This window comes from Marinobacterium iners (assembly GCF_017310015.1).
Lineage (GTDB): Bacteria > Pseudomonadota > Gammaproteobacteria > Pseudomonadales > Balneatricaceae > Marinobacterium > Marinobacterium iners.
The window spans coordinates 1,236,212-1,258,625 of record NZ_CP022297.1; the positions used below are offsets into that span (position 1 = coordinate 1,236,212).

Here is a 22,414-nt window from a genome sequence, read left to right on the forward strand (position 1 = left end):
GCCACATGACAGTACTGGATTCCAAGGTGGCCCTTGTATCAGGGGGTGCCGATGGCATCGGTCGGGCCGTGGTCGAGCGTTACCTGGCCGAAGGCGCCCGGGTAGCGGTGTTCGATATCAATGCCGACAAGCTGGATGCGCTCAAACGTGACTTCCCCAAGGGGCTGATCACGGTGCAGGGCGATGTGACCCGGTACGAAGATAACGAACGCGCGGTGGCCGAAACGGTCGCCGCGTTCGGCAAACTTGATATCTTCGTGGGTAATGCGGCGCTGTTCGACTACTTCGTACCGCTGCGCAAAATCGCACCTGAAAAACTCGCCGACAATTTCGATAGCCTGTTTCGCGTCAACGTATTGGGGTATTTGAACGGGGTGCGTGCGGCACAGGAAGAGTTGAGCAAAAGCGGCGGAAATATCATTTTGACCGTGTCCAACTCCGGCTTTTACCCCGGTGGCGGCGGCATTTTGTACGTCACGTCCAAACATGCGGTCGTAGGCATGATTAAACAGCTCGCCTATGAGATGGCACCTAATGTACGCGTTAACGGAGTGTCTCCCGGTGCAACCGATACCGAGATGAAGTCGGTGGACGGCATTTCGGGGCGTGCTCAGCCACTCAATCATATTCAGGGATTCCATGAAAATGCGGCCAATGCCGTGCCGCTCAAGCGGATGGCCTCTCCCTCGGATCATGCCGCGCTTTATGTTGTGCTGGCCTCTAATGAACAGTCCCCGATGACGACCGGCTGTGTCATTCACAGTGACGGCGGTTGGGTTGCACGCTGAGGAGGGTTTATGAACCTGTTTAATGAATTGCGTTTGCCACTGGTGGTAGCGCCAATGTTTTTGGTGTCTTCACCGGATTTGATTATCGCCAGCGCGCGCTCGGGTGTGATTGGAGCCTTGCCGGCGGCCAACGCACGTACAGTGGAAACACTGGATGAGTGGATGGTGCAGATTCACGCAGCCCTGCATGCCAGTCGGCAGCCCTGGCTGCTCAATATGATTGTGCACTCTTCTTACGATCGTTTTGATGCAGAGCTGGATCTGGTGCGTCGTTATCAACCCGCTATCGTATCGACTGCCTTGGGGTCACCTGCACGCGTGACCGATGCCGTAAAGGCGTATGGTGGCAAAGTGTTTGCTGATGTGATCACGCCGGCGATGGCGAAAAAGTCGATTGCAGCCGGTGTTGATGGCCTGATTCTGGTGTGCAGTGGAGCGGGTGGCCATACCGGGCAATACAATCCTCTTGCCTTTATCAATGAGGTACGCACTTTCTGGGATGGCCCCCTGGGCGTTGCGGGCTGTATCTCGCGAGGTGCGGATGTGCTGGCAATGCAGGCGGCCGGGGCTGATTTTGTTGTCTCCGGTACACGCTTTATCGCTGCGCAAGAGAGTTTTGCCAATGACGACTATCGCGCGATGCTGGTGGCTTCGGGTCTTGAGGATATTGTTGAGACCAAATCGGTCAGCGGCGTCAATGCAACCTGGATGAAAGCCAGTCTGGAACAGGCGGGAATTGATCCGGAACAGGCCGGCCCCGGTAAGGCGATCGATTTTTCCGGCAACATTTCGACGGCCAACAAGGCGTGGAAAGATGTCTGGTCGGCAGGGCAAGGGGTCGGAGCGATTCGTGCCGTGGCATCAGCCGGCAAGATTGTTGATGAGTTGCATGAAGAATATGTGATGGCTCTGGAAAACATGAAGCGCCTGTCAGAGAGATATCTGTAAATGAGCCAGCAAGAATTTAACGCCGTAGCGCAACGAATTATCAAGGCGCGAGCAGACGCCTGCGCCACAGGGCCGATTTCGTCAGATTATCCTCATTTCGGCATGGGTGACGCTTACGCCATCCAGCAGCTGATCAAGCGCGAAAGGCAAGACCAGGGTGGCCGTGTTGTGGGCTACAAAATCGGGCCGACTTCCACTGCCGTGCAGCAACAACTGGATGTGGATCAGCCGGACTTTGGTGTGTTGTTCGCGGCTATGCAGCGTCGTTCCGGTGCTGGTACGCAAATTGATCGAACTGGGTACGCCTGTGCGAAAAGGTCATCTGGTATTGTCAGGTGCCATGGCGCCGATGGTGAACATCAAGCCGGGTGTAGATCTCAGATTCAATTTTGAACAGCTTGACGAGTTGGTGCTTAAAGCCAACTGAGTCGCGGATAACAATAAAAGAGATAGAAGGTTCATTATGGGTGCAGATGTCTTTTCACAACTGCCAAGTACTGAAGTAGCAGTTGAAACACGTACTGACGGCTCATTTGTCGTCAGATCAGAAACAGAACTGAAAACCTATGATCGCTGTGTGGGTGACTGGCTGGAAAAGTGGGCCGACGAAAGGCCGGGTCAGGTATTCATAGCCGAACGTCATGGCAGTACTTGGGATGAAGTCAGCTATGCCGAATTTCGCAATCGTGTAAGAGCCGTGGCGCAGGGGCTGATCGATCTTGGTTTGCCCAATAGCGACAAGCGACCGTTGGTGATTCTGTCGGGTAACTCGGTTGATCATGCGTTGATCAAAATGGCCGCCATGCATATTGGTATTGCCGTAACTCCCGTGTCGGTCGCGTACTCTTTAATGTCACGTTCGCATGACCGTCTGCAGGCGATTGTCAGACAGCTCAACCCCTGTGCCATCTTTGCCGATGATGCTGAGCATTTCAGCACTTCCATTGAGGCGTGCAGAGGCGATCATGCCGTGATTGCCTCCAGAAACATTCCTGAAAACTCTGGCATTCACAGCCTCAAAGAGATGCTGTCAAAAGAAAGCACAGGGGAGGTTGACCGGCTGTTTGCTGCGATCGGCCCGGATACTCATGCAAAATATCTGTTGACGTCCGGCTCCACCGGCACCCCAAAGGTAGTGGTCAACACACAGCGCATGATGTGCTCCAACCAGCAGATGATTGCACAGTACATGCCGTTTCTTGAGAAGAAGGCGCCGCGTGTCCTCGACTGGCTCCCCTGGAGCCACATTTTTGGCACCAATCACAACTTCAATATGGTGCTTCGCAACGGCGGTTCGCTGTATATCGACAATGGCAAGCCGCTGCCCGGTTTGATCGGTGAAACCATTCGCAACATTCGCCATGTGAAGCCCAACCTGTTCTTCAATGTGCCCAAAGGATATGAAGTGCTGCTTGAGCACATGCGGGATGACGAAGCGCTGTGCCAGACCTTCTTTTCCAATCTGGATATGTTGTTCTATGCCGGCGCAGCCCTGTCCCGGCCGGTCTGGGATGAACTCAAGCACCTTTGCGAAGCCACTGGCAACGACGTTTTCTTTACCACTGAATGGGGTGGTACCGAGACGGCACCAGCGATCACTAACGTGCACTGGCGGCTCGACAAGCCCGGCAATATCGGTGTGCCACTGCCGGGGGTTGAAATCAAGTTTGTTCCCAATGCCTCCAAGCTGGAGATGCGCATCAGAGGACCGATCGTCTTCAGGGAGTACCTGAATGCACCGGATCAGACCACACAGGCCTTTGATGAGGAAGGCTTTTATTGCATCGGTGATGCAGGGAAGCTGAAGGATCCTGAAAACGCCTCTGCAGGGATTCTGTTTGATGGTCGCGTATCGGAAGACTTCAAACTCAGTACCGGGACCTGGGTGTGTGTTGCCAGTATTCGAGCCAACGTTCACAAGTTCTTTGGCGATCTGGTAACCGATGTGGTGCTGACCGGTCATGATCGAGATTACCTGGGACTGTTGGTAATACCCGGACCGCGCATGCGCAAGCTGGCCGAAGATTGCGAAGGCAAGATGACCGGCTCCGAACTGCTGCAGGACCCACATGTGCGTGAAGAGCTGCACACGGCCATGACGCTGATGGCACAGGTTGCCAAAGGCTCGGCACAAAAGGTGTGTCGCTTAGTGGTGTTGGATACGCCGGCCGAGATCGAAAAAGGTGAGATAACCGACAAGGGCAATTTGAACCAGAGAAAGATGCTTGAAACGCGTGCTGCGGATGTCGAGCGACTGTATGCGGCGAAGCCGGATGAGCTGGTTCTGAGCATTATTTGATTGGGTGAGAATCAATGAGCAATAAACTCAAAGCGGTCATCATTGGCCCGGGTAACATCGGCACCGACCTGCTGATGAAAATGCAGCGTTCCGAGTGGATCGAGCCGGTCTGGATGGTGGGTATCGACCCCGAGTCCGAAGGTCTCAAGCGTGCCGCCGAAATGGGCATCAAGACCTGCGCCACTGGCGTGGACGGCATCCTGCCGCACATCATTGAAGACGATATCCGTGTCGCCTTCGACGCCACCTCCGCCTATGTCCATGCCGAGAACAGCCGCAAGCTGAATGAACTGGGCGTGATCATGGTCGATTTGACCCCCGCCGCCATCGGCCCGTTCTGCATCCCGCCGGTCAATCTGACCGACCATGCCAAGAACCTGGAGATGAACGTCAACATGGTCACCTGCGGTGGCCAGGCCACCATCCCGATGGTCGCTGCCGTCAGCCGCGTACAGCCGGTTGAATACGGCGAGATCATCGCCACCGTCTCCTCCCGTTCCGTAGGCCCGGGTACCCGTCAGAACATCGACGAATTCACCCGCACCACGGCCGGTGCCGTTGAAAAGGTCGGCGGTGCCAAAGAGGGCAAGGCGATCATCATCATCAACCCGGCCGAGCCACCGCTGATGATGCGTGACACCATCCACTGCCTCACCGAGAGCGAGCCGGATCAGGCCGCCATCACCGAGTCCGTCCACGCCATGGTGAAAGAGGTGCAGAAATACGTACCGGGTTACACCCTGGTCAACGGCCCCGTGTTTGATGGCAACAAGGTCTCCTGCTTCATGCAGGTGGAAGGGCTGGGCGACTTCCTGCCCAAGTACGCCGGCAACCTGGACATCATGACGGCTGCTGGTCTGCGCACCGCCGAGATGTTTGCTGAAGAAGCGGCCAACGGCACCATCACACTGCCGGCACGCGGCTAAGGGGAGAACAGAACATGAACCTGAACGGCAAAAAAGTAACCCTGCACGACATGAGCCTGCGCGATGGCATGCATGCCAAGCGCCACCAGATCAGCCTGGACGAAATGGTCAGCATCGCCTCGGCGATGGACGAGGCGGGCATGCCACTGATCGAAGTCACCCACGGTGACGGCCTCGGCGGTCGCTCACTGAACTACGGCTTCCCGGCCCACAGCGACGAAGAATACCTCAGCGCCGTCGTGCCCAAGATGAAAAACGCCAAAATCTCCGCGCTGCTGCTGCCGGGGATCGGTACCGTTGACCACCTGAAAATGGCCCGGGACTGCGGCGTGTCCACCATCCGTGTCGCCACCCACTGCACCGAAGCGGATGTGTCCGAACAGCACATCGGCATGGCCGCCAAAATGGAGATGGACACCGTTGGCTTCCTGATGATGGCGCACATGGTCAGCCCGGAGAAGATCTTGGAACAGGCCAAACTGATGGTCAGCTACGGTGCCAACTGCATCTACGCCACCGACTCCGCCGGTTACATGCTGCCGGATGACGTCACCGCCCGCATCGGCCTGCTGCGTGCCGAACTGCCGAAAGAGGTCGAAGTCGGCTTCCACGGTCACCACAACATGGGCATGGCGATCGCCAACTCCCTGGCGGCGATCGAAGCCGGTGCCTCGCGCATCGACGGCTCCGTTGCGGGTCTGGGTGCCGGTGCCGGCAACACTCCGCTGGAAGTGTTCTGCGCCGTGCTGGACCGCATGGGTGTGGAAACAGGCGTTGATCTGTACAAGATCATGGACGTGGCGGAAGACCTGATCGTACCGATCATGGACCAGCCGATCCGCGTGGACCGCAACGCCCTGACGCTGGGCTATGCCGGTGTGTACTCGTCGTTCCTGCTGTTCGCGGAGCGAGCGGAGAAGAAGTACGGCATCTCGGCGCGCGACATTCTGGTAGAGCTGGGCCGTCGCGGTACTGTAGGCGGACAGGAAGACATGATTGAAGACCTGGCACTGACCATGGCGAAAGAGAAGGGGTTGGTCTAATGAGTCATGCCGTTACTGTTGATCCGGTTGGAAAAACCTTCGATGTACATGCAGGCGACAGTATTCTGGATGCCGGTCTGAAGGCTGGGGTTGTGCTCAAGCACAGCTGCCGTGATGGCCAGTGTGGTGAGTGCCGCACTGAGCTGAAGTCAGGACAGGTGGAGTACCCGGAAGGGCTGGAACTGAGCGAAACCGACAGGGCTGGTACAACCGTGTTGGCCTGTCAGGCTCGACCGCTCAGTGATCTGGTGTTGCACTCGCCTGAAGTAACCAGCTTTGAAGGCGTAACAGTGCAGAAAGTGGCTGCGCGTGTGATGGGTAAAGAGCCGCTTGCAGACGACGTGGTGAAGCTGACCTGCAAGCTGGCACCGGGAACCGTATTCAATTATGTACCCGGACAGTATGTCGATCTGACGATCAAGAATATCGTCACACGCAGTTATTCAATGGCAACTGCTGAGGCCGTGGATGGTTGTATCGAACTGCATGTGCGGCTGGTGCCGGGAGGTCAGGCGACGCCGATGATCTTTGAAGAGGTTCAGCTCAAGAACGTGGTGACGATCGAGGGGCCGTTCGGCACCTTCTATCTGCGTGACAGTGATGCCTCTGCCATCTTTTTGGCCAGTGGAACCGGTTTTGCACCGATCAAGGCTTTGATGGAACAGTTGATCGCCAGCGGCAGCGGGCGTCGGGTGCATCTGTATTGGGGTGGGCGTGCTGCGCAGGATCTGTACATGGACCACCTCTGCCGTCAATGGCAAGCTGAACTGGACTGGTTTGAGTACACACCTGTACTGTCAGATGATATATCCGGGTGGAGTGGCCGTACGGGATTTGTGCATGCAGCTGTCATTGAAGACTATTCGGATCTGTCTTCACATCAGGTGTATGCCTGCGGTGCACCTGTTGTGATCGACTCAGCTCGACGTGATTTCACAGCAAAATGTGGTCTGCAGGAAAGCAATTTCTTTGCAGATGCCTTCGTATAGCGGTTTTGACTGATCCCATTATCTCGCACCTGAACCAAAGTTGATTATCAAATAGTGAACTTAGTGTTGCATTAATGGTGCGTATGTAGAAAATACAGTACTGTACTGTATGTAAAAAACATAAAAACAAACGGAGCCATAGCGATGTCATTATTGAAAAAATCCACGCTGTTCAAAGCCACCATTGCTGTTACTGGTGCGTTGTTGACCTCCACAGCTTTTGCGGCAGAGGTGACCCTGCGTTACAACCAGTGGTTCCCATCGCAGCACTGGTCACAGAAAGACGGCCTCTATAAGTACTTTGAAGAGATCGAAAAAGTGACAGAAGGGCGTGTCAAGGTACAGCCATCCGCCAAGCCGTTGGCCCCTCCGACTCGTAACTACCAGGCCGTTGTATCTGGCATTGCTGACCTGGCCTGGGGGCCTCATGGCTATGCGCCGGGTGCTTTCCCGTTGACTGAGATGGTTGAATTTCCGTTCACCAATATTGATGCAGGCGTCAGCTCGGCAGCATATTGGCGTGCATATGAAAAGTATTTCAAGGCAGCAGGGATGCATGACAATGTGCATACGCTGGCTGTACATGTGACATCCGGCGGCAATCTACATATGAAGTCGAGCCCGGTTGTTAATCCTGCAGACCTTAGCGGTAAAAAAATTCGTGTCCAGACCAGTGTTGTAGGCGATGCCTTGACCACGCTTGGTGCGGTGCCCATTTCAGGCTCTTTGTCCGAGCTTCGGGAGTTTCTGTCCAGAGGAATTATTGACGGAACCACGCTCTCGGATGAGTTGCTGACTGGGTTCAAAGTAGATAACTACGTTGAGCACATTACACAAATACCGGGTGGCATATTCACAAACAGTACCTTTGTAATTGTGAACAAAGACAAGTGGGACCAGATAAGCCCTGCAGACCAGAAAGCAATTATGGATATTTCCGGAGAGAAACTGGCCGTGCGCATGGGATCTCTTTGGCATGAAAACGATGTTCTGGCACGTGCACAGCTTAAGGAGCGGCTGGGTGAAAATTATAAAGAAGCAGGCGAAGAGCTGAATGCAGCAATCGACAAGGCTTTTGAACCGGTGCGCGCTGACTGGTTCGATAAGGCGGAAGCCAATGGTGTTGATGGTAAGGCAGCTTTTGATTTCTACATGAACGAGATTAAACGTCTGAACTCTAAATGAGGATAAGGGCCATGCTGGTGCATGGCCCTTATACAGGGTTTCTTATGAGTATGTCCTTGTTGAAGGTGTTGGATTACATCTGTTCGAAGATATCAATGTTATCTCTTGTTGTTATGGCTGGGATAACCTTTGCAGATGTATTCGGACGTGTTTTCTTCAATAGTCCCATTGGTTTTGCTTATGAAGTGGTAGGTATATGCCTTGCGGTTTGTTTTTACTCGGGCTTGTATCATGTCCATAAAAAAAGAAAGCATGTCAAGATTGATTTGCTTGAAAATATATTCAAAGGCAAGACTGGAATATTTCTCGCGTGGTTCAGTTATATCATAGAGGTCGTTTTCTTTTCGGCCCTTGTTTATATGGTTTATATACAGGCTAAAGAGTCCAGGTTGTTTGGGGATGTGTTCATGTTCCTTGGATTGGAAAAGTGGATAATATTGGCGGTTATGGCTGGTTTTGCAATGGTTGCATTGATCAGTCTTTTGGTTGTTTACCCCGATAATAATCAGGAATAACAGGCGAAATTATGGTAATGCTTATAGCTTTTCTTTCACTTCTTTTCCTGTTGTTTATTCGTGTACCTATAGCAATATCGACGGGTGTAGTCGGTGTGCTTGGCCTGGCATATTATCAGGGTTGGTCGCCAGCAATGAGCCAGCTGGGCATGATTGCAACGGAAACGGTACTTTCCTATGAGTTTTCGGTTATTCCGTTATTTATTCTTATGGGTAACATCATCAGTCGCTCAGGCCTGGCTGATGAGTTATACAATGCCACTCATGCGTTGGTAGGTCATCTTAAAGGGGGCCTTGCAATCACGACGATTGGTGCGTCAGGCGGTTTCAGTACTTTCTGTGGTTCCAGTTTTGCCACAGCTGCAACCATGACGCGTATTGCATACCCTCAGATGAAAAGATTCGGTTACAGCGATGGCCTTGCAACCGGATCCATTGCTGCGGGCGGGACTCTGGGTATTCTTATACCACCCTCCATTGCGCTGGTGTTCTACGGTATTATTACCGAAACTGATATTGGCAAGCTTTTCGTGGCAGGTGTTATACCCGGTATTCTAGGTGTCATCTTTTACGTTGCAGCTGTACTTTTTGTCGTTCATGTTCTGAAAGATAAATGTTCGGATGCGAGTGAAGCGACACTTAAAGAGAAGCTGTTGGCCATTCGGCAGTTGTGGGCCTTCACTCTATTGATTTTTATCGTATTGGGTGGGATCTACTTTGGGCTTTTCTCTCCGACAGAAGCGGCTGGTGTGGGATCTGTCGGCGCCATACTGATTACGTTGATCAGAGGACGAATGAGTTGGCAGAAAATGCGAGATGCGCTTGAGGATACAGCCGCAACTACAGTTGCGCTTGTGGCTATTCTGATCGGGTCGCTGATATTTGCAAACCTGGTTAATGTGTCCAATCTTCCATTTACCATCGTTCAATGGATGGAAAGTCTGAACCTGGGTCTGATGGGCGTCCTGCTTTTAATCCTGATGATCTATTTTGTTCTTGGAGCTGTTCTTGAATCCATTTCAATGCTGCTGTTAACAGTGCCGGTTTTTTATCCCATCGTTGAAGGAATGGGGATGGACCTTATCTGGTTCGGTATCATTGTGGTAATTGCAACAGAAATCAGCTTGATTACTCCCCCGGTAGGACTGAACGTATTTGTACTCAAGTCAGTAGTGCCTGACGTTGATCTTAAAGTGATATTTAAAGGGGTGTTCCCGTTCCTTGTCGCTGATATTTTAAGATTGGCACTTATTATTCTGTTCCCTGCGCTTTCTTTGGTTCTGGTTGAAATGATGTAGCTCCTGCGACGCCAATGGTTTTGGAACCGAGCCACCTCTCAATGAGGTGGCTTTTTTGTAGCAGGTTAGAGGTTTCTGAATTTGCAGTCAGACAGCGGGCAGTTGTCTGCCAGAAAGTGGGCTATGCGCTGAGCCCGTTCCTTGCGGACTTCCTCAGAAGAGAAGGGATCGACCAGAGATGTGGCAATCAGGAAAGAATATACCAGGTGTGCGAGATCATTCGCCTGACTGCTGGTGTGGCCAAGGTCGATAAATAATCCTTCGATGAAGCCGATTCTGTAGCTGTCTACTTCATTCACGGCAGCACGTGCAATTTCATCGCGCCGACCCCAGGCCCGAAGGGATATTTCAATTGATGCTGCTTCCTGGGCTTTATCGCCTTTCAAGGGAAGTGACATCAGCTCCATCAACTGCTCTTTACTGTCCTGGGATTTCTGTTTCAGGCTATCGATGACGGCTTCAGTCGCTTTCAGCCTCCAGGTGTCCAGTATCGCTTGAAGCAGTTCTTTTCTGCTGTCAAAGTGGTAGTAGAAGCTGCCGCGCGTAATTTTCAGCTTCTTGGCAAGATTGTCCACGCGCACCATGTCTATGCCACTAGTGGCAAGCACTTTAGTGGCTGCATTTATCCAGTCGTTGCGTGATAAGCGCTTGGTAGCCATAGTACTGATTGATCCCTAGTCACTGTCCCAAATGATATGAGTATACAGCTTATAGGCAATATAGTGACTAGGCTGAATCTATTTCAGATAGAATTCATATTAAACAACGGGATATATCAGTCCACGTAAAGTCCATATGTGTATGTTTTGGATCAATTGTTGTCGCATGGCTGGCTCGTTGCCCGCAACTTCTCCCACGCTGCATACTGGCTCAGGAAAATCTCACCACTCAAGTCGTGTAGAAAGTGAGTGTCCTTGAGCTTGTCCATAACCGGCCCCTTGACTTCCGACAGGTGGAATTTCACACCGCTATCCATCAAGCGCTGATTAATCGCCTCAAGACTTTCAAGTGCCGAGGCGTCGATCAGGTTGACGGCCGGGCACATCAGTACAAGGTGTCGCAGCTCCGGGTTGCGTGCCACCTGATCATAGATGAGATCTTCCAGATAGCGGGCATTGGCAAAGTAGAGGCTTTCATCCACACGCAGGGTGAGGATGTGCTGCTCGGTTTCGACCTGGTGTCGGTCGATATTACGGAAATGCTCTGTACCGGGTACTCGACCCACAATGGCACTGTGTGGTTTGCTGGTGCGATACAGGTAAAGCAGCACAGACAGGCCGACACCGGCGATGATGCCCAGCTCAACGCCATGTACCAGGGTCAGCACAATGGTGGCGAGCATGGCAGCGAAATCACTGCGTGAGTAGGCCCAGGTTCGTTTGAGTGCCCCCAGGTCAACCAATGACAGGACTGCTACGATGATGGTGGCCGCCAGCGTTGCCTTGGGCAGGAAAAAAATCAGGGGTGTCAGTACCAGTGTAGCCATTGCGATGCCGACTGCCGTGAAGGCACCCGCGGCGGGTGTTTCGGCACCGGCATCAAAGTTGACCACTGAACGTGAGAAACCGCCGGTTACAGGGAAGCCACCGGACGCTGCAGCGGCAATGTTGGATGCGCCAAGCCCCACCAGTTCCTGATCCGGGTCGATTCGCTGTCGTCGTTTGGCTGCCAGCGTTTGCGCGACTGAAACAGATTCAACAAAGCCGACAATGCTGATTAAAAGGGCGGATACAAACAGCTGCTTCCAAAGTTCCAGATCAAAAGAGGGCAGGGTCAGCCCTGGCAGCCCTGAAGGCACCTGTCCGACAACCTTCACGCCCTGTGCCTGCAGATCCAGTCCCCAGACAGCCAGTGTAGTGGCAACAACAGCCAGCACAGGCCCTGCCTTGGCGATAATGTCGGCAAGGCGAGGACCCAGCCCCACTTTCACCAGCAGAGGCTTGAGTTGCTTGCGCACCCAGAACAGAAAGGCGGTGGCGCTCACCCCGATGATCAGCGTTGGCAAGTTGATATGCGCCAGCTGGCCCGCCAGCGCCATCAGGATATCAAGCAGATTGTGACCGCCGGCATCGACACCCAGTATGTGTTTGAGCTGGCTGGCTGCGATGATCAGGCCGGAGGCGGTGATAAAGCCCGAGATGACCGGGTGGCTGAGAAAATTGGCCAGAATACCGAGACGAAACAGCCCCATCAGGATCAGGATGACACCGGACAAAAATGCCAGTGCGATGGCCGCTGCCAGATATTCAGCTGTACCGGCCAACGCCAAATTGCCCACCGCAGCGGCAGTCATCAGTGAAACCACCGCCACAGGCCCCACCGCCAGGGTGCGGCTGGTACCAAAAATGGCATACGCCACCAGCGGCAGGATGCTGGCATACAAGCCGACTTCCGGCGGCAGCCCGGCCAGCAGGGCGTAGGCCAGCGACTGGGGGATCAGCATGATCGTGACGATCACGGCAGCCACCAGGTCGCTGGTCAGGGTTTCACGGTTGTAGACCTTGAGCCACTGTAATATGGGCAAGTAGCGTTGCAACATCAATCAGGCTTCCTGAGTCAGGGGGCTGTATAGGTGTTATTTCCGATCACCGAAGTCACAAGCCTGAGTGGCCTCGTGATCGGCGGGTCGGTGATTGAGAATCTCGGGTCCTGCCATCCACTCATGCCCTTTTAGCATGGCATTCCAATAGATCCAGGGCAGCATTTTTTCCTTCAGCAGCCAGGCAAAGCGGCTGGGTTCCTTGCCGTCGACCAGCCAGAGCGGAAAGCTCGGCTGCAGTTTGCCACCATAGCCGAATTCCGCCAGCACGATCTTGCCACGCTCCACTGTCAGTGGGCAGGAGCCGTAACCGTCGTAGATGGCTCGTGGCGCTTCTCCCTTTAGCGCCAGCAGAATGTTTTCGGCCACGACCGGTGCCTGCTTGCGCACGGCAGCGGCAGTTTTGGCATTGGGGGTGTTTCCGGCGTCGCCAAGTCCAAAGATATCGCCGAAGCGGCTGTGCTGAAGTGTTTCCGGATTCAGTTCAATCCAGCCGGAAGCATCCGCCAGCGGGCTCTCGCTGATCAGTTTCGGTGAGCGTTGAGGCGGGCAGACATGCAACATATCAAATGGTTTTTCGACTTCCTGGCTGTTGCCTTCTGCATCCGTAACCTTGAAAAGGGCAGTTTTGGCCTGTCCGTCCACTTGAATCAGATTGTTCTGATAGTTCAGGTTGATGCCGTACTTCTCCACGTATTTCATCAAAGCTGGCACATAATCGGCTACCCCGAACAGGGCAGCACCTGCCGTACAGAACTCGACTTCGATATCCTTCAGCACGCCCTGACGCATCCAATGGTCACAGGACAGATACATCGCCTTCTGCGGTGCGCCTGCACACTTGATAGGCATCGGTGGCTGAGTGAACAGGGCACGCCCCTTTCGAGTACTTTGTACCAGCTCCCATGTATAGGGTGCGAGGTCGAACAGGTAGTTGGATGTGACACCGTTACGACCCAGACTTTCACGCAAACCGGGTATCGCGTCCCAGTCCAGCGTCAGGCCGGGCGCGACCACCAAAATGCGATAGCCGATCTGTTCGCCGTCTTCCAGCAGAACCTGCTGCTGTTCGGGGCGGAATCCTGACGCGGCCGCATGGTACCACTTGACGCTGTCGGGCATGACTTTGCCCATCTGACGTACGGTCTCACGGCGTTCAAATACACCACCTCCGACCAGCGTCCAGCCCGGCTGATAGTAGTGTTCGGAACGTGGCTCAATGATGGCAATATCCAGATCCGGCTGGCGCTGCAGCAGGCTGCCGGCGACTGACTGACCGGCAGCACCGCCGCCAACAATAAGTACATCGTGACGCTTGCGGCTGGCTGTATGCATGGCCTCAGCATGGCTGTGAGTACCCGCCAGAGCCTTGATGCGATCACGCTGTGCAGTCAGGTCATATCCGGCTGCTGCCGTGGTTTTGAGAATGGCGTCCACATCCAGACGTGGGGCTTCTGCCAGCGCCCACAGGGTAGTACAGCGAGTACCGGTACGGCAGAAAGCCAGTACAGGTCCATGCAGGCTGTTCATCAGCTCATGAAACGCAGCTACATCCGTATCGGCTATCTGGCCTGAAACCACAGGCTGATAGCGCCATTCCAGCCCATGCCGTTCGGCAGCGGCGCGGATGTCGTCGGTGTCCGGCTGGTCATGACTTTCCTGATCAGGCCGGTTACAGATGATCGCCTTGAACCCCATGGAGGCGGCGAGCCCCACATCGGCGGCCGTCAATTGGGGGCTGACACTGAGAAAAGGCGTAAGCTGATGAACTTCCATAAAACTCTCCCGCGGTACTGTTGTTATTATCGGTTTAGTTGGGACGGTTAAACTCAGAACAGATCGATCGGTACCTTGAGGTAAACCTGACCGTTGCTTTCTGCCGGCGGCATCTTGCCGGCACGCATGTTCACCTGCACGGAGGGCAGAATCAGGCGCGGCATATCCAGAGAGGCATCGCGTTCGGTACGCATGCGGACAAAATCAGCCTCGTTGATCCCTTCGTGCACGTGGACGTTGTGTGCGCGCTCTTCAGCCACGGTGGTTTCGTAAGCGTATTCATCACGGCCCGGTGCCTTGTAATCGTGACACATGAACAGGCGTGTTGCGTCCGGCAGGGTAAATACCTTCTGAATTGACTGGAACAGGATATGGGCATCGCCACCGGGGAAGTCACAGCGGGCGGTACCGTAGTCCGGCATGAACAGAGTGTCACCAACAAAGGCGGCATCACCAAAGACATAGGTCATGCAGGCCGGCGTGTGGCCGGGGGTATGCATCGCCTTGCCCTCCAGTGTGCCGATACGAATGCTGTCGCCATCGTTGAACAGCGCATCAAACTGGCTGCCGTCACGGGCAAACTCGGTTCCGGCATTGAACGCCTTGCCAAAGGTGTCCTGCACGGTGGTGATGTGTGCACCGATACCCAGTTTTGCACCGGTTTTTTCCTGCAGAAACGGTGCTGCTGACAGGTGGTCGGCATGAACATGAGTTTCAAGAATCCACTCCACCGTCAGGCCCTGTTCGGCAATGAAGGTCAGAATGGCTTCGGCTGAACGGGTATCGGTTTTGCCGGCGGCATAGTCGAAGTCCAGTACGGAGTCGACGATGGCGCAGCTGGAAGAATCCGGGTCCTGAATCACATAGCTGTAGGTGAAGGTCGGTTCATCAAAAAAGGCTGTAACGATCGGTTGCATAATAAACCCCGCGTATATTCTTAATAGTTATATTCTTATAATCTATTAATAGATACTAATCCTCATTGCACACTCTGCCAACCCCCTTGGGACTATGGAGATGATTGAGTGGCTAAATCGGATCAATGCAAGGCTGGGAAGTGGCTGGATGTGAAATGATACCGGCCGGGTGGATCCGGCCGGTGAAGGGGAGGGGTTATTCCTGTTTTGGGCCGACCCAGACCTGTTGAATATTCACGAATTCAAGGATGCCGTGGGGGCCAAGCTCTCGTCCGAGTCCCGACCGTTTGATACCGCCACTGGGCAGCCGAGGATCGGTTTTGACCAGTCCGTTGACGACCACCTGACCGGCCTCAATTTCTCGGGCCATCGCCTCGCCACGGCTCTGTTCGGTCCAGATTGAGCTGGCCAGACCGTATTCGGTGTCGTTGGCCAGTGCCAGAGCATGCTCTGCATTATCGGCCTTGAGTACCACGGCGACCGGGCCGAAGGTTTCTTCCCGGCAGGCGGTCATGTCATTGGTTACATCCACCAGCAGGGTCACGGGGTAAAAAAAGCCCGGGCCCTCCGGTAGCTTCCCACCGAGCAGGCAACGGGCCCCGGCGGCAATGGTTTCATCCACCTGACGCGCCAGTTCGTTGCGCAGATCCTCTCGTGCAATGGGGCCTATGTCGGTTTCGGGGTCGGCCGGATCGCCCTGATTGAGCTTCTCGAGCCGTGCCTTGAGCAGTTCCACAAAGCGGTCATAAACCGAAGCCTCGACAATGATGCGCTTGGCCGCGATGCACGACTGTCCCGCATTGATGATGCGGGAAAAGCCTATCAGGTCCGCGGCCTGCTCCAAGTCTGCATCGGCCAGGACGATGGCCGGGTCAGAGCCGCCCAACTCCATTACAGCAGGCTTGATTTCGGATGCGGCCATGGCCGCAACCTTGCTGCCCCCGGCACTTGAGCCGGTAAAGGATACAGCCCGTATACCGGGGTGACGGATAGCGGCTTCCACATCCGGTGTCTGCAGGGGCAGATTCTGCATGATGCCTTCTGGTGCTCCTGCACGATCGAATAGATCCACTATCGCTTCAGCACAGGCCGGCACATTGGGGTCATGCTTGAGCAGGCATGTATTGCCCGCCATCAGTGCCGGTGCGCAGAAGCGAAACGCCAGCCAGAAGGGGGCGTTCCAGGGCAGAATCCCCAACACCGGCCCAAGAGGCAGATGCTGGACATAGCTGTGACTGGCGTCCGAGGCCAGACTCACGGGCTGCAGGTAGCTTTCGGCATGCCCGGCATAGTGTTCGGCACACCAGGCAGCCTTGAGAACCTCACCCCGCGCTTCCTTAACTGGTTTCCCCATCTCGTCGGTCATATGACGGGCCAGTTCAACTTCTTCGGCCCGCATGAGAGCGGCGACCTGATGCAAGACCTCGGCTCGCTCTGCAAAGCTGCGTGTGCGCCAGTCGGCAAAGGCCCTGTTCGCCATGTCGATGCGGCTGTTCATGCTGTCGCGATCCAGTGCGGGATATTCATGCAGCAGCTGACCGCTGGTGGGATTGATCACTCTGAGCATGTGGCTCTCCTTAGTGTTTCTTGCCGGATTTTTGCTTTGATGGATGCTTTTTGCCTTTGGTGTGGCAAGGCGTATCCGGTGGGGCAGAGCTCGCAGCCGTCATGACGGGCTCCCCGGTCTTGGTCGCTGCGCTGGCACCCGCTGCACCGGGCTTGACCACAAAGTCCTGTGGCATGTCCTCGAAAAACGAGCCACAGCCGTCATCGGTTATATAGAAGGTATCCGATATGCCACAGGTCTTGTCGCCATCTACACCCCACATCCAGGGGATCAGGTGGAAGGTCATGCCTGGCTCCAGCACCGAGCTGTCACCACCCTTGAGGCTCATGATATAGCCTTCATCCCAGCTGGGCGGAAAGGCGATGCCGATGGAGTAGCCAGATCGGGTGATCAGGCGGGCACCTACATCGTTTTCGGTAATGATGGAGCGCACAATGTGGTCGGCGTCAGATACGGTAAGCCCAGGCCTCAGCTCAGCCCTGATGTGCTTGAGAGCACATTTCATGGTTTCCTGAGCCTTGTACATCGATTCACTCAGTTCACCGCAGATTACCGTGCGCATCAGGGCGGTGTGATAACGACGGTAGCAACCGCCCACTTCCAGAAATACATGCTCACCGGGCTGAACTTCACGTCCCTCCCAGGTGGCATGGCCAATCATGGTGCGTGGGCCAGAGGTGACGTAGGGCATCACGGCGGGAAAATCGCCGCCGGCCCGAAACATGCCGTCACTGATGGCGGCACCGATCTCGTTTTCGGTCACACCCGCCTGACAGGCCTCAATGCCGGCCTCCATCCCGGCTCGGGCGGCACGGGCAGAGATTCGCATCACATCCAGTTCATGCGAGGACTTGCACTTGCGGCCCTCTTCCACGATGCCAAAGCAGTCCATCAGCCGCCCATCCTTGAATGCCGTGCGAAAGTAATCCTGATGGTAGGCCGGGAAAAAATAGCTGTTACGCTCATAGCCCAGCACCTTTTTTGACAGGCCAAACTCTCGCAGCGATTCGATCAGCATCTGGATTGCATCGCCGGTATCGGAATAGGGCCGCGTTTTTTCCACCCAAGTGCGGGCATGAACGTTGGACTCCTCCATCATACGGGTGATCATGAACGGCTCGTCTTCCAGTGGTACCACCAGCGCCTGAAAATAGGAGTAGCCGGTGGTCTGGTAGTCGGTCAGATACATCAGGTTCTCGGGGTCAGAGATGATGACCGCATCCAGCAGGCGTTTTGACATGCGCTGGCGCAACTCATCGATGCGGCGCTCATACTCCTCGAACGGGAACGTCATATCATCGCGTTTGCGCATCAGGCAGCCTCCATGATTTTTATGACGGCGGCTTCCAGTCGGTTGAGACCGGTTTCCAGATCCTCATCGGGGATGGTCAGGGGAGGGATCAGCTTGATGACCCGACCACCAATACCACAGGGCCCTACCAATAGGCCTGTGTCAAAGCACTCACGGGCGATGGTTTTGGCCAGTGCGCCATCGACCACATCCAGTGCCTGAATCATGCCGCGCCCGCGCACGGCAAAGCCGGCGTCGGGGAAGCGTGATGCCAGTGACTGCAAGCGCTCGTGAATCATCTCACCGCGCTCGCGGGTCAGTTGCATCAGCCGGTCATCTTCGAAGTAGCGCAGAGCTTCGCGCCCGGCCACAAAAGAGAACCCCTGTCCTCGGAAGGTGCCGGTATGCTCGCCAGGCTGCCAGTGGGCATCGTGCTCAGGCTTGACCAGATTCATCGCCAGTGGTGTGCCGAAACCGCCGATCCCCTTGGCCAGACAGATGATGTCTGGCTCCAGCCCGGTGTTGTCAAAGCTGAAGTAGCTGCCAGTGCGCCCACAGCCCACCTGAATGTCGTCTACGATCAGCAGGGCACCGGTGTCCCGTGCCAGCTGTTGCAGCTCCAGCAGCCACTCGGTGCTGGCAATGTTGACCCCGCCTTCTGCCTGAATGGTTTCAATGATAAACGCGGCGGGCTGCTCGAAACCGCTGGAGCTGTTCTCCAGTGCTTCACGCAGGGTGTTCAGACACCCCATGCCGCAACCGGAAGTGGTCTCGAATGGTGCATGAGTGACGTGGTTCAGGGGTACGCCTGCAGCCTTGCGGAACACCTGATTGGCGGTGCACGCCAGTGAACCCAGAGTCATGCCATGAAACCCCTGGGTGAAGGCGATCACTTCGGTGCGGCCGGTGACACGACGGGCCAATTTTAGCGCGGCTTCCACTGCGTTGGTGCCGGTGGGGCCCATGAACTGCAGCTTGTAGTTCATCTGACGCGGTTCAAGAATGGTGTCCACAAAGGCGCCGATGAATTCGCGCTTGACCGTCGTGCTCATGTCCAAGCTGTGGGCAACACCGTCTGAGCGGATGAAGTCGATCAGGGCTTCCTTCATGTGCGGGTTGTTATGGCCAAAGTTCAGCACCCCGGCCCCAGCAAAAAAGTCGATATAACTTCGCCCCTGTTCATCCACCTGACGGGCGTTGGATGCGCTTGCAAACACGGTTGGGTAGGCACGGCAGTAGCCACGGATTTCGGATTCCCATTTTTCAAACAGATCCATGTCGATCTCCTTGTGTAGCCAATTGTGAAATGGAGCCAGGCAAGGCAGGGGCCTCGCCAGAATTCGGACTGTTATGTGTTTGCCGGTGAGTCACCGGGTGGATGTACAGCTGAGATGTTCAATTGAGTGTTAGCGGAATACGTACAGGCTTGCACAGCCCTGCAACTTCACCCTAGAAGAGAAAGTGCAGGGCAGCAAGTAAAGGGGGCGTTTTTTATGTACAGGGACGTACGGTATGCTGCAAGAGCAGGGACGGGTACTACCAATGGATTATGAGTTCTGATATTGAACCATAAATTCTTTGAAATCAGAGGGGTGTGAGCGTACTGGGGCCGGTAGTGTGTGGGCACAATTAAAGCCCAGGTGGGGTGTTCGTTTTAGCGGGGGCAACTACAGTGAGGCACTTGCGCTCAACCTGGCCGGTTCGGCGAGCGCACCAAACTGTGGCTGCTGCACATAGGCATAGCCGCTGGCCAGCAAAGCAACGAGGACAACGGCGCTTGCAGCCGAGGTTTTTTCCAGTTCAAAGCCAACCTCCTTTCAGTCTTTATCTGATTCCAGCGCACGCAGCACCAACACGCTCAGGGCCGCGGCCAGCAGCAATGCTGCGCTCAGGCTAAATGAAACCTGATAGCCGTAATGATCGAACATAATACCGCCGACAGTGGAGCCAAGGCCGATGGCGAGCTGTACAAATGCCACCATCAAGCCGCCGCCGGCTTCCGAGTCCTGTGCCATTGATCGGGTCACCCAGGCCCACCAGCCGACGGGTGCGGCAGTCGCGATCAGCCCCCAGAAGCCGAGCAAAACAACCACTGCTGTCAGGTTGCCTCCGAACTCGATCAGCATGATCGCAATGAACGCCAATATGGCGGGCATGATACAGAGCGTCAGATGCAGGCTCGCCTGCAGGAAGCGATTGATAATCGTGGTGCCGATAAAGCCTGCGACCCCCAGCAACAACAGAATCGAAGAGAGCGTCACGCTATCCACACCGGTGGCCGTTTCAAGATAGGGCCGGATATAGGTGAACAGCGAAAACTGTCCGGCAAAAAGCAACGAGACGGCGCTAAAGCCGAGCAGAATCCGGACCTGTTTCAGGTGCTTGAAAATGTCGACCAGTTTCTTTCTCCGCTGTTCGGCAGCCATGGACGGCAGCGCCAGCCACTGCCAGACAAAGGCCAGCGCAGCGAGCGGCGCCAGACAGAGAAACGCTCCTCGCCAACCGACGATAGCGCCCAGATAGCTGCCCATCGGCGCCGCAATCACCATCGCCAGTGCATTGCCGGCATTGAAGATGGCAAGAGCCTTGGGGACTTTGTCGATAGGCACCAGGCGCACGGCTGCGGCGGCCGACAGCGACCAGAAGCCGCCCAGGGCAACTCCCACCAGGATACGTCCAAGCATATAAAGGGTGTAACTGGAGGCGAAACCGACTATCAGGGTCGACAGCACCATGACCCCGGTCAGCCCAAGCAGCAGTGCACGACGGTTCAAGCTGCCGGCAAGTGGAGAGATGGATAACGCGGTCAGCAGCGCAAACAGGCCTGAAATCGAGATCCCCTGACCCACCGCTCCTTCACTGACGCCCAGGTCGTTGGCCATCAACGTGAGCAGACTGACCGGGAGAAACTCGGCGGCGACCATGATAAAGGCGCACAGAGACATGGCGAATACGGCGCCCCAGCGCGCTACCGGCTTAGCCGGCTCCTGGGCAGGTAAAATGGTGTCGAAAGACGCTTCACAGGATTGAGTCATGCAGCGATACCTGTTGCTGAACACGGCGAGCCCGACCACTCGCACAGGCGATGATCAGGAGTGAGAATGAGGGCGGCACCGCGCCCCCCCAAAAAAAAGGGAGCGCAGTGCCGGTACGAGTGGGCTGGCCTTGGGTGGCTCAGCCCAAGTGCTGCTGGAAGAAGGCTGCCAGCTTGTCAAACGGGATCACATCCATCTGGTCGTACAGGTCGGTGTGATTGGCGCCCGGTATGATCATCAGTTCCTTTGGTTCTGCTGCCGCAGCGTAGGCGGTTTCGCTGAAGTAGCGCGAGTGAGCCTGTTCACCATGGACGAACAGCACCGGGCGCGGCGAGATCTCCGTGATGTAGCTCAGGATCGGCATGTTCATGAACGACAGCGGAGTGGTCAGCGTCCAGGCCGCGTTCGAGTTGATTGCGCGCGGATGGAAGCCACGCTCTGGTGATTTGTAGTAGGCCGCATATTCCACCACAAATTGCGGTTCACCGCCGCTCAGCTCAAGCGAAACCGGGCCATAGGCCGGGGCACCATTTTCGGCATCTTGCCAGCGCTGCCGACCCAGTTGCTCCAGGGTCTGGGTGCGTTGTTCCTGGGTCAGGCTGTCGTTATACCCCTTGGACATGACGCGGGTCATGTCGTACATGGTGCTGGCTACAACAGCCTTGACGCGCTTGTCCACTGCCGCGGCGTTCAGCGCCATGCCACCCCAGCCGCAGATACCGATAATACCGATACGCTCGCGATCGACATCCGGCAGCAGGCCGATGAAATCGACCGCGGCACTGAAGTCTTCGGTACTGATATCCGGTGAAGCAACGTTACGCGGTTCACCGCTGCTTTCGCCGGTGTAGGAGGGGTCGAACGCCAGGGTAACGAAACCACGCTCGGCCAGGGTCTGCGCATAGAGGCCGGATGATTGCTCTTTCACCGCGCCAAAGGGGCCACTCACGATGATCGCTGCCAGCTTGCCGCTGCTGTTTTTCGGCTGGTAGATATCCGCCGCCAGGGTGAAGCCATAGCGGGTCTTGAAGCTGACCTTGCGGTGGTCAACCCTGTCGCTCTTGGCAAAGGTCTTGTCCCATTCATCGCTGAGTGTCAGTGCAGACGGCTGTTGTTCTGACTGAGCGAAGGCCTGACCGGTGGTCATCGCGGCCACGCCCGCAGTCGCGGCACCGATGCCGGCCAGCTTGATCAGGTTGCGGCGTGCCATGTTCGGTTCCTCCTGGTGAATGGGGGTGTTGTGGGTTTCATTGTTCATGATGGAGCCTCCGTTAAGTGAGCCATTCTGCGCCAGCGAC

At 55.4% G+C, this 22,414-nt stretch carries 20 protein-coding genes; 10 read left to right on the plus strand and 10 right to left on the minus strand.

Annotated elements, in window-relative coordinates:
* The first annotated feature begins 5 nt into the window (after nucleotides 1–5).
* Together hcaB and CFI10_RS06060 are read left to right on the plus strand one after the other, a co-directional pair.
* On the plus strand, nucleotides 6–788 hold the full coding sequence (gene hcaB / locus CFI10_RS06055) for a 3-(cis-5,6-dihydroxycyclohexa-1,3-dien-1-yl)propanoate dehydrogenase (protein ID WP_091825752.1): 783 nt from the start codon (nucleotides 6–8) through the stop codon (nucleotides 786–788).
* A gap of 9 nt (nucleotides 789–797) precedes the next feature.
* Nucleotides 798–1,736: an NAD(P)H-dependent flavin oxidoreductase gene (locus tag CFI10_RS06060; protein WP_206840547.1), complete on the plus strand. Its 939-nt coding sequence runs from the start codon at nucleotides 798–800 to the stop codon at nucleotides 1,734–1,736.
* An 81-nt stretch (nucleotides 1,737–1,817) separates the two neighbouring features.
* Here CFI10_RS06060 and CFI10_RS19345 read toward each other — a convergent pair whose 3' ends face one another.
* Nucleotides 1,818–2,021 (minus strand): hypothetical protein, encoded by a 204-nt coding sequence (locus CFI10_RS19345; protein WP_206840549.1) that lies wholly within the window; start codon nucleotides 2,019–2,021, stop codon nucleotides 1,818–1,820.
* On the opposite strand from CFI10_RS19345, the gene CFI10_RS06070 reads away from it, so the two are divergent.
* From CFI10_RS06070 to CFI10_RS06105, 8 genes are all read left to right on the plus strand, one after another.
* Nucleotides 2,008–2,163, plus strand: coding sequence for a hypothetical protein (locus tag CFI10_RS06070; RefSeq protein WP_206840551.1), 156 nt, complete (start codon nucleotides 2,008–2,010; stop codon nucleotides 2,161–2,163). The genes CFI10_RS19345 and CFI10_RS06070 overlap by 14 nt on opposite strands.
* Before the next feature lie 36 nt (nucleotides 2,164–2,199).
* A complete protein-coding gene (locus tag CFI10_RS06075; protein ID WP_206840552.1) occupies nucleotides 2,200–4,035 on the plus strand; it encodes a feruloyl-CoA synthase in 1,836 nt (611 codons plus the stop codon).
* Between the two features lie 14 nt (nucleotides 4,036–4,049).
* Nucleotides 4,050–4,961, plus strand: a complete 912-nt coding sequence (locus CFI10_RS06080) for an acetaldehyde dehydrogenase (acetylating) (protein WP_206840554.1) — start codon at nucleotides 4,050–4,052, stop codon at nucleotides 4,959–4,961.
* Between the two features lie 14 nt (nucleotides 4,962–4,975).
* The gene (gene dmpG / locus CFI10_RS06085) at nucleotides 4,976–6,004 is read left to right on the plus strand and encodes a 4-hydroxy-2-oxovalerate aldolase (protein ID WP_206840555.1); all 1,029 of its coding nucleotides are present in this window, start codon (nucleotides 4,976–4,978) and stop codon (nucleotides 6,002–6,004) included.
* Nucleotides 6,004–6,993 (plus strand): 2Fe-2S iron-sulfur cluster-binding protein, encoded by a 990-nt coding sequence (locus tag CFI10_RS06090; RefSeq protein WP_206840557.1) that lies wholly within the window; start codon nucleotides 6,004–6,006, stop codon nucleotides 6,991–6,993. The genes dmpG and CFI10_RS06090 overlap by 1 nt, the downstream gene beginning before the upstream one ends.
* 144 nt (nucleotides 6,994–7,137) lie before the next feature.
* Complete coding sequence (locus CFI10_RS06095; RefSeq protein WP_206840561.1) at nucleotides 7,138–8,178, plus strand: TRAP transporter substrate-binding protein; 1,041 nt, start codon at nucleotides 7,138–7,140, stop codon at nucleotides 8,176–8,178.
* An 11-nt stretch (nucleotides 8,179–8,189) separates the two neighbouring features.
* Complete coding sequence (locus CFI10_RS06100) at nucleotides 8,190–8,693, plus strand: TRAP transporter small permease (RefSeq protein ID WP_206840563.1); 504 nt, start codon at nucleotides 8,190–8,192, stop codon at nucleotides 8,691–8,693.
* Nucleotides 8,694–8,704: 11 nt separating this feature from the next.
* Nucleotides 8,705–9,991, plus strand: coding sequence for a TRAP transporter large permease (locus tag CFI10_RS06105; protein WP_341868546.1), 1,287 nt, complete (start codon nucleotides 8,705–8,707; stop codon nucleotides 9,989–9,991).
* A 65-nt stretch (nucleotides 9,992–10,056) separates the two neighbouring features.
* Here the strand turns inward: CFI10_RS06105 and CFI10_RS06110 are convergent, their stop codons facing one another.
* From CFI10_RS06110 to CFI10_RS06150, 9 genes are all read right to left on the minus strand, one after another.
* The gene (locus tag CFI10_RS06110; RefSeq protein ID WP_091828204.1) at nucleotides 10,057–10,650 is read right to left on the minus strand and encodes a TetR/AcrR family transcriptional regulator; all 594 of its coding nucleotides are present in this window, start codon (nucleotides 10,648–10,650) and stop codon (nucleotides 10,057–10,059) included.
* Between the two features lie 152 nt (nucleotides 10,651–10,802).
* Nucleotides 10,803–12,530 carry a SulP family inorganic anion transporter gene (locus tag CFI10_RS06115; protein ID WP_206840566.1) on the minus strand — a complete coding sequence of 576 codons (1,728 nt, stop codon included), beginning with the start codon at nucleotides 12,528–12,530 and terminating at the stop codon, nucleotides 10,803–10,805.
* 36 nt (nucleotides 12,531–12,566) lie between these two features.
* Nucleotides 12,567–14,306 carry a bifunctional protein tyrosine phosphatase family protein/NAD(P)/FAD-dependent oxidoreductase gene (locus CFI10_RS06120; RefSeq protein ID WP_206840568.1) on the minus strand — a complete coding sequence of 580 codons (1,740 nt, stop codon included), beginning with the start codon at nucleotides 14,304–14,306 and terminating at the stop codon, nucleotides 12,567–12,569.
* A 53-nt stretch (nucleotides 14,307–14,359) separates the two neighbouring features.
* Nucleotides 14,360–15,226 carry an MBL fold metallo-hydrolase gene (locus CFI10_RS06125; protein WP_091828207.1) on the minus strand — a complete coding sequence of 289 codons (867 nt, stop codon included), beginning with the start codon at nucleotides 15,224–15,226 and terminating at the stop codon, nucleotides 14,360–14,362.
* Between the two features lie 193 nt (nucleotides 15,227–15,419).
* The gene (locus tag CFI10_RS06130) at nucleotides 15,420–16,790 is read right to left on the minus strand and encodes an NAD-dependent succinate-semialdehyde dehydrogenase (RefSeq protein ID WP_206840570.1); all 1,371 of its coding nucleotides are present in this window, start codon (nucleotides 16,788–16,790) and stop codon (nucleotides 15,420–15,422) included.
* A gap of 10 nt (nucleotides 16,791–16,800) precedes the next feature.
* Nucleotides 16,801–18,102, minus strand: coding sequence for an ectoine hydrolase (gene doeA, locus CFI10_RS06135; RefSeq protein WP_206840572.1), 1,302 nt, complete (start codon nucleotides 18,100–18,102; stop codon nucleotides 16,801–16,803).
* Entirely contained in the window at nucleotides 18,102–19,358 is a 1,257-nt protein-coding gene (locus CFI10_RS06140; RefSeq protein ID WP_206840575.1) for an aspartate aminotransferase family protein, read from the minus strand. Before CFI10_RS06140 ends, doeA begins: the two co-directional genes overlap by 1 nt.
* Before the next feature lie 540 nt (nucleotides 19,359–19,898).
* Nucleotides 19,899–21,116, minus strand: a complete 1,218-nt coding sequence (locus tag CFI10_RS06145) for an MFS transporter (RefSeq protein ID WP_206840577.1) — start codon at nucleotides 21,114–21,116, stop codon at nucleotides 19,899–19,901.
* Nucleotides 21,117–21,255: 139 nt separating this feature from the next.
* Nucleotides 21,256–22,374, minus strand: coding sequence for an alpha/beta hydrolase (locus CFI10_RS06150; protein ID WP_206840579.1), 1,119 nt, complete (start codon nucleotides 22,372–22,374; stop codon nucleotides 21,256–21,258).
* Nucleotides 22,375–22,414: the final 40 nt, after the last annotated feature.